This is a genomic window from Chromobacterium sp. INPA-IVC, from assembly GCF_059047085.1.
In genome coordinates this window covers 68,124-81,644 of the sequence record NZ_JBTNLS010000001.1, presented here as the reverse complement: position 1 = coordinate 81,644, position 13,521 = coordinate 68,124, and the positions used below count along the sequence as shown (strand labels likewise).

The 13,521-nt window shown below is 65.5% G+C and carries 14 protein-coding genes; 10 read left to right on the top strand and 4 right to left on the bottom strand.

Annotation, left to right across the window (positions count from 1 at the left end; genetic code table 11):
* Positions 1-600: an RNA polymerase sigma factor RpoE gene (gene rpoE, locus ACX17K_RS00370; protein WP_021478036.1), complete on the bottom strand. Its 600-nt coding sequence runs from the start codon at positions 598-600 to the stop codon at positions 1-3.
* Positions 601-844: 244 nt separating this feature from the next.
* Between rpoE and prpB the strand changes: the two genes are divergently transcribed.
* The 6 genes from prpB to ACX17K_RS00340 all read left to right on the top strand — a co-directional run bounded on the left by prpB (position 845) and on the right by ACX17K_RS00340 (position 7,959).
* Positions 845-1,723: a methylisocitrate lyase gene (gene prpB / locus ACX17K_RS00365; RefSeq protein ID WP_493773221.1), complete on the top strand. Its 879-nt coding sequence runs from the start codon at positions 845-847 to the stop codon at positions 1,721-1,723.
* A gap of 49 nt (positions 1,724-1,772) precedes the next feature.
* A complete protein-coding gene (gene prpC, locus ACX17K_RS00360) occupies positions 1,773-2,921 on the top strand; it encodes a bifunctional 2-methylcitrate synthase/citrate synthase (RefSeq protein WP_493773220.1) in 1,149 nt (382 codons plus the stop codon).
* A 55-nt stretch (positions 2,922-2,976) separates the two neighbouring features.
* The gene (locus ACX17K_RS00355) at positions 2,977-3,543 is read left to right on the top strand and encodes a putative glycolipid-binding domain-containing protein (RefSeq protein WP_347372240.1); all 567 of its coding nucleotides are present in this window, start codon (positions 2,977-2,979) and stop codon (positions 3,541-3,543) included.
* 13 nt (positions 3,544-3,556) lie between these two features.
* Positions 3,557-6,160, top strand: coding sequence for a Fe/S-dependent 2-methylisocitrate dehydratase AcnD (gene acnD, locus ACX17K_RS00350; RefSeq protein ID WP_493773219.1), 2,604 nt, complete (start codon positions 3,557-3,559; stop codon positions 6,158-6,160).
* A gap of 56 nt (positions 6,161-6,216) precedes the next feature.
* Positions 6,217-7,407 (top strand): 2-methylaconitate cis-trans isomerase PrpF, encoded by a 1,191-nt coding sequence (prpF, locus tag ACX17K_RS00345; protein ID WP_493773218.1) that lies wholly within the window; start codon positions 6,217-6,219, stop codon positions 7,405-7,407.
* A gap of 201 nt (positions 7,408-7,608) precedes the next feature.
* On the top strand, positions 7,609-7,959 hold the full coding sequence (locus ACX17K_RS00340; RefSeq protein WP_493773217.1) for a cupin domain-containing protein: 351 nt from the start codon (positions 7,609-7,611) through the stop codon (positions 7,957-7,959).
* A gap of 22 nt (positions 7,960-7,981) precedes the next feature.
* Here the strand turns inward: ACX17K_RS00340 and ACX17K_RS00335 are convergent, their stop codons facing one another.
* Entirely contained in the window at positions 7,982-9,058 is a 1,077-nt protein-coding gene (locus tag ACX17K_RS00335) for an NAD(P)-dependent alcohol dehydrogenase (RefSeq protein WP_493773216.1), read from the bottom strand.
* A 285-nt stretch (positions 9,059-9,343) separates the two neighbouring features.
* Between ACX17K_RS00335 and ACX17K_RS00330 the strand changes: the two genes are divergently transcribed.
* The 3 genes from ACX17K_RS00330 (at position 9,344) to dapA (ending at position 11,646) form a co-directional block, all read left to right on the top strand.
* Positions 9,344-10,201: a DMT family transporter gene (locus tag ACX17K_RS00330; RefSeq protein ID WP_493773215.1), complete on the top strand. Its 858-nt coding sequence runs from the start codon at positions 9,344-9,346 to the stop codon at positions 10,199-10,201.
* Positions 10,202-10,279: 78 nt separating this feature from the next.
* The gene (locus tag ACX17K_RS00325) at positions 10,280-10,666 is read left to right on the top strand and encodes a lysozyme inhibitor LprI family protein (RefSeq protein ID WP_493773214.1); all 387 of its coding nucleotides are present in this window, start codon (positions 10,280-10,282) and stop codon (positions 10,664-10,666) included.
* A gap of 77 nt (positions 10,667-10,743) precedes the next feature.
* Entirely contained in the window at positions 10,744-11,646 is a 903-nt protein-coding gene (dapA, locus tag ACX17K_RS00320) for a 4-hydroxy-tetrahydrodipicolinate synthase (RefSeq protein ID WP_493773213.1), read from the top strand.
* Positions 11,647-11,725: 79 nt separating this feature from the next.
* Here the strand turns inward: dapA and ACX17K_RS00315 are convergent, their stop codons facing one another.
* Positions 11,726-12,226: a YajQ family cyclic di-GMP-binding protein gene (locus ACX17K_RS00315; protein ID WP_021478047.1), complete on the bottom strand. Its 501-nt coding sequence runs from the start codon at positions 12,224-12,226 to the stop codon at positions 11,726-11,728.
* Positions 12,227-12,356: 130 nt separating this feature from the next.
* Between ACX17K_RS00315 and ACX17K_RS00310 the strand changes: the two genes are divergently transcribed.
* Positions 12,357-12,992 (top strand): LysE family translocator, encoded by a 636-nt coding sequence (locus ACX17K_RS00310; protein ID WP_493773212.1) that lies wholly within the window; start codon positions 12,357-12,359, stop codon positions 12,990-12,992.
* 55 nt (positions 12,993-13,047) lie between these two features.
* Here ACX17K_RS00310 and ACX17K_RS00305 read toward each other — a convergent pair whose 3' ends face one another.
* Positions 13,048-13,386, bottom strand: coding sequence for a P-II family nitrogen regulator (locus ACX17K_RS00305; protein WP_011135593.1), 339 nt, complete (start codon positions 13,384-13,386; stop codon positions 13,048-13,050).
* Positions 13,387-13,521 lie beyond the last annotated feature (135 nt).

Genomic DNA, 13,521 nt, shown 5'->3' with positions numbered 1-13,521 from the left:
TTACCACCTTCTGTTCTTGGCCGTATCCAGCAGAGGCCTGAGCTCAGCAGCAATCGCCTCGCGTGCGCGGAAAATCCGCGAACGCACGGTACCTATCGGACAATCCATCACCCTGGCGATCTCGTCGTAGGACAGCCCCTCCATCTCCCGAAGGGAAATGGCGGTGCGAAGCTCCTCCGGCAAGGCCTCCACGGCGGCATTGACCGTAGCCAGAATCTCCTTGTTCATCAGCTCGGTTTCGGGCGTGTTCATGTCGGGAATTTGCGACGCCATGTCGAAACTCTCGCCATCCTCGTCCTCTATCTCGCTGTTCACCACCGGGCGTCGCCCGTTGGCGCTGAGGAAATTCTTGGCCGTATTGATGCCGATCCTATACAGCCACGTGTAAAACGCGCTCTCACCCCGAAACGATGGCAAAGCGCGATACGCTTTGATAAACGCCTCCTGCGTCACATCCTCGATGTCAGAACCGTCGCGTATGAAACGCGACAACAGCCTGGCGAGACGTCGCTGATACTTTGCAACAAGCAGATCGAAAGCTCTTTTTTCACCTCGCTGGGCACGTTCCACCAACTGTTGATCGATGTCCCGATCACTCATAGTCGTTGTTATGCTCCCTGGTTTGCCCACTGTTCTATGTGGTCGTTACGTGGACTGTGTTCTAGACCACGGTTTAAAGCCCGAGTTCCCACTGGCGAGGACGTTGCGAAACATATCACTCCCGGCGCAAAACTTGAACATCCCATTATCAACTATTGCCAGCATTTTCTAGAGCCTTTACACTCCAACCAAGCACTTGCTTGAATGACAGGCAATTAATCCAATCCACCGTCAGGAGCATTTCATGAGCACTCCCGGGCAGCGTTTCCGCCAGGCCGTGGCCGCCGAAAAACCGTTGCAAGTGGTGGGGGCGATCAACGCCTACGCTGCACGTTTGGCCGAACACTCGGGTTTCAAGGCCCTGTACTTGTCCGGCGGCGGCGTCGCCGCCTCGTCCTGCGGCATCCCCGACCTTGGCATCACCACGCTGGAAGACGTGCTGATCGACGCCCGCCGCATCACCGACATCACCGATCTGCCGCTGCTGGTGGACATCGATACCGGCTGGGGCGGCGCCTTCAACATCGCCCGCGCCGTGCGCAGCCTGGAGAAGGCCGGCGTCGCCGCCGTCCATATCGAGGACCAGGTCCAGCAGAAGCGCTGCGGCCACCGCCCGAACAAGGCCATCGTTCCGCAGGACGAAATGATCGACCGCATCAAGGCGGCCACCGACGCCCGCCGCGACGACAGCTTCGTCATCATGGCGCGCACCGACGCGCTGGCGGTGGAGGGCCTGGACGCCGCCATCGAGCGCGCCGTCGCCTGCGTCGAAGCCGGCGCCGACATGATCTTCCCGGAAGCGATGACCGATCTGGCCATGTACAAGCGCTTCGCCGACACGGTGAAGGTGCCGGTGCTGGCCAACATCACCGAATTCGGCGCCACGCCGCTCTACACCGCGGAAGAGCTGGCCGCCAACGGTGTCGCCTTGATGCTGTATCCGCTCTCCGCCTTCCGCGCCATGAGCCAGGCCGCGCTGGAAGTGTACAGCGCCATCCGCCGCGACGGCACCCAGCAAGCCGTGGTCGACAAGATGCAGACCCGGATGGATCTGTACGACCACCTGGGTTACCACGAATACGAAAAGAAACTGGACCAGCTGTTCGCCGCCGGCAAGCAATAACAATTCAAGGGCTGCGGCATCGCCCCAAGTCTGACAAAGGAGAAATTGCATGACTGAAGTGGTTCTGACCGGCAAACCGAAGAAATCCGTCGCACTATCCGGCGTCGCCGCCGGCAACACCGCGCTGTGCACCGTCGGCCGCAGCGGCAACGACCTGCACTACCGCGGCTACGACATCCTGGATCTGGCCGACAAGGCCGAGTTCGAAGAAGTGGCCTACCTGCTGGTGCACGGCAAGCTGCCGAACCAGGCGGAACTGGCCGGCTACAAGAAGAAGCTGAAATCGCTGCGCGGCCTGCCGGCCTCGGTGAAGGCGGTGCTGGAGGCGCTGCCGGCCGGCGCCCACCCGATGGACGTGATGCGCAGCGGCGCATCCGCCTTGGGTTGCGCGCTGCCGGAGAAGGACGACCACAACCTGGCCGGCGCGCGCGACATCGCCGACCGGCTGATGGCCTCCTTCGGCTCCATCCTGCTCTACTGGTACCACTACAGCCACAACGGCAAGCGCATCGACGTCGAAACCGACGACGACAGCATCGGCGGCCATTTCCTGCACCTGCTGCACGGCGTCAAGCCGCCGGCCGAATGGGTGCGCGCGATGCACACCTCGCTGAACCTGTACGCCGAGCATGAATTCAACGCCTCCACCTTCGCCGCCCGCGTCATCGCCGGCACCGGCTCCGACATGCACAGCGCCATCACCGGCGCCATCGGCGCGCTGCGCGGCCCGAAGCACGGCGGCGCCAACGAGGTGGCGTTCGAAATCCAGCAGCGCTACGAAAGCCCGGACGAGGCCGAAGCCGACATCCGCGCCCGCGTGGAGCGCAAGGAGGTGGTAATCGGCTTCGGCCACCCGGTGTATACCATCTCCGACCCGCGCAACAAGGTGATCAAGGAAGTCGCGCGCGAACTGTCCAAGAGCAATAGCGACATGAAGATGTTCGACATCGCCGAACGCCTGGAAAGCGTGATGTGGGACGTCAAGAGAATGTTCCCCAATCTCGACTGGTTCTCCGCCGTCAGCTACCACGCGATGGGCGTGCCGACCGCGATGTTCACCCCGCTGTTCGTGATTTCGCGCACCAGCGGCTGGAGCGCGCACGTGATCGAGCAACGCCAGGACGGCAAGATCATCCGCCCGTCGGCCAACTACATCGGCCCGGAAGACCAGGCCTACATTCCGCTGGAAAAACGCTGAGGCAAGCAGCAAGCGACGCGGCCGCCCGGCCGCGTCGGCCATACTGGAGCAGTAAATGAAGCAAATGTTGTTCTGGCAGCGCCTGGACTGCCCGGGACTGGAGCAGGCGGAAATCGAAACCGGCGCCGGCCTCTCCTTGTCCGCCAGCGGCAGCCTGCTGCATGCCGACACCGGCGCCAGCCTGCGTTACCGGATGCAGCTGGACCACCACGGCAGGCTCAGCCATGCCCACATCGATGTTTCCGCGCCCGAGCCCAGGCAGCTGACGCTGCAACACACCGAAAGCGGCCGCTGGCTGGTCAACGGCCAGGCACAGCCGGCCTGGGATGGCTGCCAGGAGCTGGACCTGCAATCCTGCGGCCTGACCAACGCCTTCCCCATCCGCCGGCTGAAACTGGGCATCGGCGACAGCGTCGAGCTGTCGATGCTGTTCGTGCGCCTGCCGGCATTGACGCCGGCCATCTGCCCGCAGCGCTACACCCGCCTGCCGGACCATGACGGCATGCCCTGCTACCGCTACGAATCCCCGGGCTTCGCCGCCGACATCATCGTCGACGAGCAAGGCTTCACCCTGCATTACAGCGACTTTCTGCAACGGCTGCCCGACAGCGGCCGCGACTGAGCGAAAGACAGACATGAACCGCCAATACCGCACCGCCCTGCCCGGCTCCGGACTCGACTACTTCGACGCCCGCGCCGCCGTCAACGCCATCCAGCCCGGAGCCTGGGACAAGCTGTCCTACACCGCCCGCATCCACGCCGAAAACCTGGTCCGCCGCTGCGAGCCGGCCGTTTTGACCGAATGCCTGAAGCAGATCGTCCACCGCAAGCGCGAGCGCGACTTCCCCTGGTTTCCGGCGCGCGTGGTCTGCCATGACATTCTGGGACAGACCGCGCTGGTGGATCTGGCCGGCCTGCGCGACGCCATCGCAGACCAGGGCGGCGACCCGGCTCAGGTCAACCCGGTGGTGCCGGTGCAACTGATCGTCGACCACTCGCTGGCGGTGGAGTGCGGCGGCTTCGATCCGCAGGCCTTCGCCAAAAACCGCGCGATCGAGGACCGGCGCAACGAGGACCGCTTCCATTTCATCGAATGGACCAAGACCGCCTTCGACAATGTGGACGTGATCCCCGCCGGCAACGGCATCATGCACCAGATCAATCTGGAGCGGATGAGTCCGGTGGTCCACGCCGACAACGGCGTCGCCTACCCCGACACCTGCGTCGGCACCGACAGCCACACCCCGCACGTAGACGCGCTGGGCGTGATCGCCGTCGGCGTCGGCGGCCTGGAGGCGGAAAACGTGATGTTGGGCCGCGCCTCGTGGATGCGGCTGCCGGACATCGTCGGCGTGGAACTGGCCGGCAAGCCGGCCGCCGGCATCACCGCCACCGACGTGGTGCTGGCGCTGACCGAATTCCTGCGCCAGCAGAAGGTCGTCGGCGCCTACCTGGAATTCTACGGCGAAGGCGCCGCCGCGCTGACGCTGGGCGACCGCGCCACCATATCGAACATGGCCCCGGAATACGGCGCCACCGCCGCGCTGTTCTTCATCGACGCGCAGACCATCGCCTATCTGAGGCTGACCGGCCGCAGCGACGAGCAAGTCAAGCTGGTGGAGACTTACGCCAAGACCGCCGGCCTGTGGGCGGACAGCCTGAAAACGGCAGAATACGAGCGGGTGCTGCGCTTCGACCTGTCCAGCGTCACCCGCAACCTGGCCGGCCCGTCCAACCCGCACAAACGGCTGCCGGTCTCTCTGCTTGCCGAGCGCGGCATCGCCGCCAACCTCGCCGAGGCCCGCGCGCAGGAAGCGCAGGGCCTGCTGCCGGACGGCGCCGTCATCATCGCCGCCATCACCAGCTGCACCAACACCTCCAACCCGCGCAACGTGATCGCCGCCGGCCTGTTGGCGCGCAACGCCAACAAGCTGGGCCTGGCGCGCAAGGCGTGGGTGAAATCTTCGCTGGCGCCTGGCTCCAAGGCGGTGGAGCTGTATCTGAAGGAAGCCGGCCTGCTGTCCGAGCTGGAGCAGCTGGGCTTCGGCATCGTCGCCTTCGCCTGCACCACCTGCAACGGCATGTCCGGCGCGCTGGACCCGAAGATCCAGCAAGAGATCGTCGACCGCGACCTGTACGCGACCGCGGTGCTGTCCGGCAACCGCAACTTCGACGGCCGCATCCACCCCTACGCCAAGCAGGCCTTCCTCGCCTCCCCGCCGCTGGTGATCGCCTACGCCATCGCCGGCACCATGCGCTTCGACATCGAGAAAGACGTGCTGGGCCTCGCCGACGGCAAGGAAATCCGCCTGCGGGACATCTGGCCGTCCGACGAAGAGATAGACGCGGTGCTGAAGCAGGCGGTGAAGCCCGAGCATTTCCGCCAAGTGTACGAACCGATGTTCGCCATCCGCCAAAGCAGCGGCGAGAAAGTCAGCCCGCTGTACGCCTGGCGGCCGCAGTCCACCTATATCCGCCGCCCGCCGTATTGGGAAGGCGCGCTGGCCGGCGAGCGCACGCTCAAGGGCATGCGGCCGCTGGCGCTGCTGCCGGACAACATCACCACCGACCACCTGTCGCCGTCCAACGCCATTCTGGCCAGCTCCGCCGCCGGCGAGTACCTGGCCAAGATGGGCCTGCCGGAAGAGGACTTCAATTCCTACGCCACCCACCGCGGCGACCACCTGACCGCGCAGCGCGCCACCTTCGCCAATCCGCAGCTGGTCAACGAGATGGCGGTGGTGGACGGCGAAGTGAAGAAGGGCTCGCTGGCCCGCGTGGAGCCGGAGGGCAAGGTGATGCGGATGTGGGAGGCCATCGAAACCTATATGGAGCGCAGGCAGCCGCTGATCATCGTCGCCGGCGCCGACTACGGCCAGGGCAGCTCGCGCGACTGGGCCGCCAAGGGCGTGCGCCTGGCGGGCGTCGAAGCCATCGTCGCAGAGGGTTTCGAGCGCATCCACCGGACTAACTTGATTGGAATGGGCGTGCTGCCGCTGGAATTCAAGCCCGGCACCAATCGCAAAACGCTGGCGCTCGACGGCACCGAGACCTACGACGTGATCGGCCAGCGCGAGCCGCGCGCCGAATTGACGCTGGTGATCCACCGACGCGGCGGCGAAACCATCCAGGCGCCGGTGACCTGTAGGCTGGATACCGCCGAGGAAGTGTCGATTTACGAGGCCGGCGGCGTATTGCAGCGCTTCGCGCAGGATTTCCTGGCGGCAGCGCAAGCCTGATCAACCATTTCAGCCGGCCACCGCCGGCTGCTCAACACAGAAACAGGATGGACAGCATGGCTCACCCGGCCCAGATCCGAATCCCCGCCACCTATATGCGCGGCGGCACCAGCAAAGGCGTGTTCTTCCGGCTGCAGGACCTGCCGGAAGCCGCCCGCCAGCCCGGCGCGGCCCGGGACAAGCTGCTGCTGCGCGTGATCGGCAGCCCGGACCCGTACGGCAAGCAGATAGACGGCATGGGCGGCGCGACGTCCAGCACCAGCAAAACCGTCATCGTGTCCAAGTCCGCGCGGCCAGACCATGACGTCGACTACCTGTTCGGCCAGGTGGCCATCGACAAGGCCTTCGTAGACTGGACCGGCAACTGCGGCAACCTGTCCGCAGCCGTCGGCCCCTTCGCCATCGCCGGCGGCCTGATCGACCCGGCGCGCGTGCCGGACAACGGCGTCTGCACCGTGCGCATCTGGCAAGCCAATATCGGCAAGACCATCATCGCCCACGTGCCGGTCACGCATGGCCAGCCGCAGGAAACCGGCGATTTCGAGTTGGACGGCGTCACCTTCCCCGCCGCCGAAGTGCAGCTGGAATTCCTGGACCCGGCCGACGAAGGCGACGGCGATGGCGGCGCGATGTTTCCCACCGGCAAGCTGGTGGACACGCTGGAAGTGCCAGGCGTCGGCGCCTTCCCGGCCACGCTGATCAACGCCGGCATCCCCACCATCTTCGTCAACGCCGCCGACATCGGCTACACCGGCACCGAGCTGCAGGACGCGATCAATTCCGACCCGGCGGCGCTGGCCCGCTTCGAAACCATCCGCGCCCACGGCGCGCTGAGGATGGGGCTGATCAAGAGCCTGGACGAGATCGCCACCCGGCAGCACACGCCCAAGATCGCCTTCGTCGCGCCGCCGGCCGACTACACCGCGTCCAGCGGCAAGCCGGTGAAAGCGTCCGACATCGACGTGCTGGCGCGGGCGATGTCGATGGGAAAACTGCATCACGCGATGATGGGCACGGCGGCGGTGGCCATCGGCACCGCCGCGGCCATTCCCGGCACGCTAGTCAACCTGGCCGCCGGCGGCGGCAAACGCCAGGCGGTACGCTTCGGCCACCCGTCCGGCACGCTGCGCGTGGGCGCGCAAGCCCGCGAGGAGCGCGGCGAATGGGTGGTGACCAAGGCCATCATGAGCCGCAGCGCCCGGGTGCTGATGGAAGGCTGGGTGCGGGTGCCGGGAGACGCGTGCTAGAAGAAACCGTCAGCCACCAGCAGGAAAAATGGCGGGGATGCGCAAAGCATCCCCGTTTTCACATCAGGATGGCGATATTGCCGGCAGTTTCTTGCAAGATTTCGTGGGATAATGACAATCAGCCGGCGCGACATCGACGAGCATCCCAAAATCATCGCCATCCGCGCAGGCCCGATCGAACACCAAACGGAACCCGCCGACATGAGCACCCCTGCCCCGATACTGACCGCCTCCACCGATTGGCACTGGAGTCCCACGCCCTATCCCGGCGTGGACTTCACCTGGTTGCGCCGCAACCCGGACGGAGGCGGCTCCGCCTTGCTGAAGCTGGCCAAGGGCGCGAAGCTGCCACTGCACCAGCACCCGGGCACGGAACAGGTTTTCGTCACCGCCGGCCGACTCAAGGTGGGCGAGCATGTGCTGAACAAGGGCGACCACCTGTTCATCGACGCCCATGTCCCGCACGCGGTGGAGGCCTTGCAATCCGCGGTTTATCTGACGCTGTCGGAGAGCGATGGCGTGGAGCTGCTGGAGCCGGACCAGGCGCGCTGATCCGGCCTGCCAGGCGGAAGAGTCAGAACGGCTTGATCGCCACCTTCAGCACGCCGTCTCGCTGATGCGAGAACAGGTCATAGGCTTCGACGATCTGATCCAGCTTGTAGCGGTGGGTGACCAGCGGCGACAGGTCCAGCCGGTCGCTCTCCAGCACATTCATCAGCCGCCGCATCCTCTCCTTGCCGCCCGGGCATAGCGAAGACACGATCCTCTTGTCGCCCAGGCCGGCGTTGAACGCGTCCAGCGGGATTTTCAGATCAGTGGAATACACGCCCAGACTGGACAGCGTGCCGCCCGGCTTCAATATCCGCAGCGCGGACTCGAAGGTGCCCTGGGTGCCCAGCGCCTCGATGGCCGAATCGACGCCGCGTCCGCCGGTCAACTTCAGGATTTCCGAGACCACGTCCACCTGGCGGAAATTCAGCGTCACATCGGCGCCCAGCCGCCGCGAAATCGCCAGCCGGTCGTCTATCCCGTCCACCGCGATGATGCACGACGCGCCACGCAAGCGCGCGCCCGCCACCGCGCACAAGCCTATCGGCCCCTGCGCGAACACCGCCACCACGTCGCCAATCTTGATATTGGCCGCCTCGGCGCCGGAAAAGCCGGTGGACATGATGTCGGGGCACATCAGCACCTGCTCGTCGCTGAGCCCGTCCGGAATCGGAGCCAGATTGGCCTGGGCATCCGGCACCAGCACATACTCGGCCTGGGTGCCGTCTATGGTGTTGCCGAAGCGCCAGCCGCCCATCGGCTTGTAGCCGTGGCATTCGCAGCCGCCGTCCTGCGACGGATAGCCGTCCTGGCAGCCGTAGGAGGTGAAGCTGGGGCAGATCGCGCCGGCGATCACCCGCTGCCCCTCGCGATAACCCTTGACGTCCGCGCCCAGCTTCTCGATCACGCCCACCGGCTCGTGGCCTATGGTCAGGCCGGACGCCACCGGATACTCGCCCTTGAGGATGTGCACATCGGTGCCGCAGATGGTGGTGGTGGTGATCCGCACCAGCGCGTCGCCCGGCCCCACCGCCGGGATCGGTTTCTCCCGCAGCTCGATCTTGCCGGGCGCGACGAATACCGCTGCCTTCATGCTGTTCATGGCTTGCCTCCTGTCGTGGCGGAGCCCGCCCGGCCATGGCTCGAGGCCGGCTCCAGGATGGAAACGGAACTGATCCTCCACTAGGCCGCAATACCGCGCCGCGGACAACTGCCCGATCGGTCCAAAGCATGGACTCATGATCTGGATCAAACGCCCTGTGGCCGCGCGGCCATGCCTGCGCGCCGCCGCAAGCGGAGAAAACAGGGCCATTTGATGTAACAACTGGTTTACACTTCACCGTTCCACTTAAAATATCTCCACATAAAACAAATACGAGAGACATCGATGAATCAAGCGATGCTGTACGCGCTCACCGCGATCGCCATGTGGGCGTCCGTCGCCACGCTCAGCGCCCTCACCCATGCCCTGCCGCCGTTCTTCGTCGCCGGCGTCGGGTTGCTGCTGGGCAGCCTGCTGACCGTGCGCCGCATCGGCGAATGGAAAGTGCCGTCGAAGAATTTCGCCAACGGGGTCTACGGCATCTTCGGCTTCTACTTTTTCCTGTTCAACGCCTACCGGCTGGCGCCGGTGATGGACGCCACTGTGCTCAGCTACGTCTGGCCGCTGCTGATGGTGCTGCTGTCGCCGCTGTTGGTGCCCGGCACCCGGCTGGGCGCCAACCACATCCTGGGCAGCCTGATCGGCTTCGCCGGCGCGGCGCTGATCGTCACCGGCGGCAAGCTGTCGCTGTCGATGGCCGCGCTGCCCGGCTACCTGATGGCGCTGGGCGCGGCCGTGGTGTGGGCCACCTACAGCCTGTTCACCCGCCGCCTGCCCGCCACGTCGGACAACGCGGTGGGCGGCTACTGCTTCGCCTCCGGCCTGCTGGCGCTGGGCCTGCATTTCGCCACCGAGCCCGCCGCTCATCCGTCGGCCGTCCAATGGCTGATGATCGCCGTGTTGGGCCTGCTGCCGATGGGCGCGGCCTTCCTGTGCTGGAACCGCGCGATGCAGCTGGGCGACCCGCGCCAGACCGGCGCGCTGGGCAACGCCACCCCGCTGCTGTCCACGCTGATGCTGGTCGCCTCCGGCCAGGCCGCGCTCAACGGCTCCGCCGCGTTGGCCATCGCCATGATTGTCGGCGGCGCCGCGCTGGGCACCTTGCCGGCGGAGCGCTTGCTGCCAAACTGGCTGCGCGCCTGAACTAGGGTACCGGCGGACGCAACGCGCCCGCCGGCCGGGGCTATAATCGCAAACCTTCACCACACAAGGAATTCCGCGATGAAGCCCTGCCTCCTCGCCCTGCTGGCGCTGTTCGCCAGCCATGCCGCGCTGGCCGAAGACGATCCCTGCCAGAACGCCAACAGCACGCTGGAAATCAACGACTGCAAGCAAAAGCAGTTCGACGGCCGCGACAAGGCGCTCAACGGGCGCTACCGCGAGCTGCTGAAAAAACTGCGCGCCGACGAAGCCCAGAGCGGCGCCAAGGACAAGCCGTCCGCGCTGCTGATCCAGGCCCAGCGCAAATGGATCGGCTTCCGCGACGCCGACTGCAACACCAAGTACCAGATCTACATCGACGGCAGCATCCGCAACGCCGTCTTCCTCGACTGCAAGATCGAACGCACCGAACAACGCATCAAGGAGCTGGACCCCAAGCTCTGGTGATCCGCTCGGGTTTCCCAGCCCGGGGCCGAGGAGTATCATCCCGGCCTGTCTTCACGCAAAAATAAAAAGGGGCTGACATGGCAAAACACTGGGGCAAGGTGCTGACCGCGATGGTGACGCCGTTCGACGGCGATGGCCGGCTGAACCTCGACATGGCCTGTACGCTGGCGCGCCATTTGGCGGACACCGGGAGCGACGCGCTGGTGCTGGCCGCCACCACTGGCGAGGCGCCGACGCTCTCCGACGCCGAACGCTTCGACCTGATCCGCGCGGTCAGCGAGGCGGTGACCATCCCGGTGCTGGCAGGCACCGGCAGCAACGACACCCGCCATGCGCTGGACATGACAGCCAAGGCGGAAGCGGCTGGCGCCGCCGGCGTATTCCTGGTGTCGCCGTATTACAACCGTCCGCCGCAGGCCGGCATCGAGGCGCATTTCCGCGCGCTGGCCGCCGCCACCCGGCTGCCGGTGATGCTGTACGACGTGCCCGGCCGCACCGGCCGCCGCATCGCCCGCGACGTGCTGCTGCGGCTGTTCCGCGAGGTGGACAATATCGTCGCCTTCAAGGACGCCACCGGCGATCCGGCCGCCGCCGCGCGGCTGGTGGCCGAGGCCGGCGGCCATTTCGAGCTCTATTCCGGCGACGACGCGCTGACCCTGCCCCTGCTGGCCGTCGGCGCGGTCGGCGTGGTGGGCACCTCCACCCACTGGACCGGGCCGGAATTCGCCGCGATGATCACCGCTTTCGAACAGGGCGACGTGCGCCGCGCCCGCGAGATCAACGCCGCTCTGCTGCCGTCCTACGCCTACTCGAATACCGACGACTCGGTGTACTCGATGTCGGTGAAGGCGATGCTGCGCAGCCAGGGCCTGGCCGTCGGCGAATGCCGGCTGCCGCTGCCGGCCGCGCCGGCAGGCGTGGAAGCGCGGGCCGCCGAGGTGTGGAGCGGGCTGCAAGCCTGGCGCGCCGGACCGCGCTGAGAGCCTGCTCAGCCGTAGGCAATGAAAAAGGAGACCCTGGGGTCTCCTTTTTCGTGGCTGACGCGCCTCGCGGCGGGAATCAGTCGCGGAAGTTGTTGAACTGCAGCGGCGCGCCGTTTTCCAGGTCGGCAGCGATGTCCTGCTTCAGCAGCGCGATGGCGTCCTGCAGCACGTCGCGCTTGGCGCCGGACACGCGCACCGCCTCGCCCTGGATGCTGGCCTGCACCTTCATCTTGGAATCCTTCAGCAGCTTGACGATCTTCTTCGCCAGGTCGCTGTCCAGGCCTTCCTTGATCTTCAGCACCTTCTTCACCTTGTTGCCGGACACTTTCTCCAGCTTGCCGTAGTCCAGGCTGCGCACGTCGACGCTGCGCTTGGCCAGTTTGGCCACCATGATTTCATTGACCTGGTCCAGCTGGAATTCGGTATCGGCGAACAGCGTCACTTCCTTGTCGTTGAATTCGATGCGGGCGTCGCTGCCCTTGAAATCGTAACGGGTAGACACTTCCTTGTTGGACTGGTCCAGCGCGTTGCGCACTTCCACCTTGTTTACTTCGGAAACGACATCAAAAGACGGCATAAAACAATCCTCGCTAATAACCTGCCGCATTCTAGTAGCGGCGTTGCCGCTTGTCACCCGTCATGCCATTGCCAAGGCCCTCCGGAAATGGTTTTATCGACGACAGTCAAACAAATTCCGGAAATCCGCCATGCTCGTCACCCTGCCGCAACTGGCCGCTTTTCTCGCCGCCGCCATGCTGATCACCATCACCCCCGGCCCCGACAACCTGATGGTGCTGAGCCAGGGCATCTCGCGCGGCCGCCGCCAGGGCATGGCCTTCGGCCTGGGCTGCGCGCTGGGCTGCCTGAACCACACCTTGCTGGCGGCGCTGGGCGTCAGCGCGCTGATCGCCGCCTCGCCGCTCGCCTTCGCCGCCCTCAAGATCGCCGGCGGCGCCTATCTGGTCTATCTGGGCTGGGGCGCGATCCGCAGCTCTGGCGCCAGCTTCGACGCCGATGCCCAGGCCAGCGGCCCCCGGGGATCGCTGGCCGCCACCTTCCGCCGCGGCCTGATCGCCAACGCGATCAATCCCAAGGTGGTGCTGTTCTTCCTCGCCTTCCTGCCGCAGTTCGTCAATCCGGCGCAAGGGCCGGTCGGCCTGCAGACCGCCATCCTCGGCGCGCTGTTCACGCTGCAGGGCGCGCTGATCTTCGGCGCGCTCGGCTACTTCTCCGGCCACGTCGGCCAATGGCTGGCCAAGAGCCGGAAGGCCAGCCAGTGGCTGGACCGCATAGCCGGCGCCGTCTTCATCGGGCTGGGCCTGCGCCTGATCCTGGCGCGCTGAGCGCGCAAAAAAGGCGGCCTTGCAGGGCCGCCTTTTTCATGCGATCCGAACTGGGTCAGATCGCCTGCTCGTTGGTTTCGCCGGTGCGGATGCGCACCACCTGCTCCACCGGCACCACGAAGATCTTGCCGTCGCCGATCTTGCCGGTGCGCGCGGTTTCGACGATGGTTTCGATCGCGCGCTCGACCAGATCGTCCGGCAGCACCACCTCGATCTTCACCTTGGGCAGAAAATCCACCACATACTCGGCGCCGCGGTACAGCTCGGTATGGCCTTTCTGGCGGCCGAAACCCTTGACCTCGGACACGGTCAGGCCGTTGATGCCGATCTCCGACAAGGCCTCGCGCACCTCGTCCAGCTTGAACGGCTTGATGATGGCTTCGACCTTTTTCATTGCGCAATGCTCCCGAATAAAACCAATGACATTAGAGTAAAAAGCAAAAAATGCCGCGCGGCGGCGGTATCTTCCGCTGACGCCTTAAATGCAGCGATGTTTTGCTGTATTATGACGCCCTTTCCTGGTACTTGT

Coding starts and splice junctions, on each gene's coding strand:
- dapA (WP_493773213.1), top strand. CDS start 10,744: ATGGCAAAACACTGGGGCAAGGTGCTGACCGCGATGGTGACGCCGTTC.
- acnD (WP_493773219.1), top strand. CDS start 3,557: ATGAACCGCCAATACCGCACCGCCCTGCCCGGCTCCGGACTCGACTAC.
- ACX17K_RS00335 (WP_493773216.1), bottom strand. CDS start 9,058: ATGAACAGCATGAAGGCAGCGGTATTCGTCGCGCCCGGCAAGATCGAG.
- ACX17K_RS00330 (WP_493773215.1), top strand. CDS start 9,344: ATGAATCAAGCGATGCTGTACGCGCTCACCGCGATCGCCATGTGGGCG.
- prpF (WP_493773218.1), top strand. CDS start 6,217: ATGGCTCACCCGGCCCAGATCCGAATCCCCGCCACCTATATGCGCGGC.
- ACX17K_RS00305 (WP_011135593.1), bottom strand. CDS start 13,386: ATGAAAAAGGTCGAAGCCATCATCAAGCCGTTCAAGCTGGACGAGGTG.
- prpC (WP_493773220.1), top strand. CDS start 1,773: ATGACTGAAGTGGTTCTGACCGGCAAACCGAAGAAATCCGTCGCACTA.
- prpB (WP_493773221.1), top strand. CDS start 845: ATGAGCACTCCCGGGCAGCGTTTCCGCCAGGCCGTGGCCGCCGAAAAA.
- ACX17K_RS00310 (WP_493773212.1), top strand. CDS start 12,357: ATGCTCGTCACCCTGCCGCAACTGGCCGCTTTTCTCGCCGCCGCCATG.
- ACX17K_RS00325 (WP_493773214.1), top strand. CDS start 10,280: ATGAAGCCCTGCCTCCTCGCCCTGCTGGCGCTGTTCGCCAGCCATGCC.
- ACX17K_RS00355 (WP_347372240.1), top strand. CDS start 2,977: ATGAAGCAAATGTTGTTCTGGCAGCGCCTGGACTGCCCGGGACTGGAG.
- rpoE (WP_021478036.1), bottom strand. CDS start 600: ATGAGTGATCGGGACATCGATCAACAGTTGGTGGAACGTGCCCAGCGA.
- ACX17K_RS00315 (WP_021478047.1), bottom strand. CDS start 12,226: ATGCCGTCTTTTGATGTCGTTTCCGAAGTAAACAAGGTGGAAGTGCGC.
- ACX17K_RS00340 (WP_493773217.1), top strand. CDS start 7,609: ATGAGCACCCCTGCCCCGATACTGACCGCCTCCACCGATTGGCACTGG.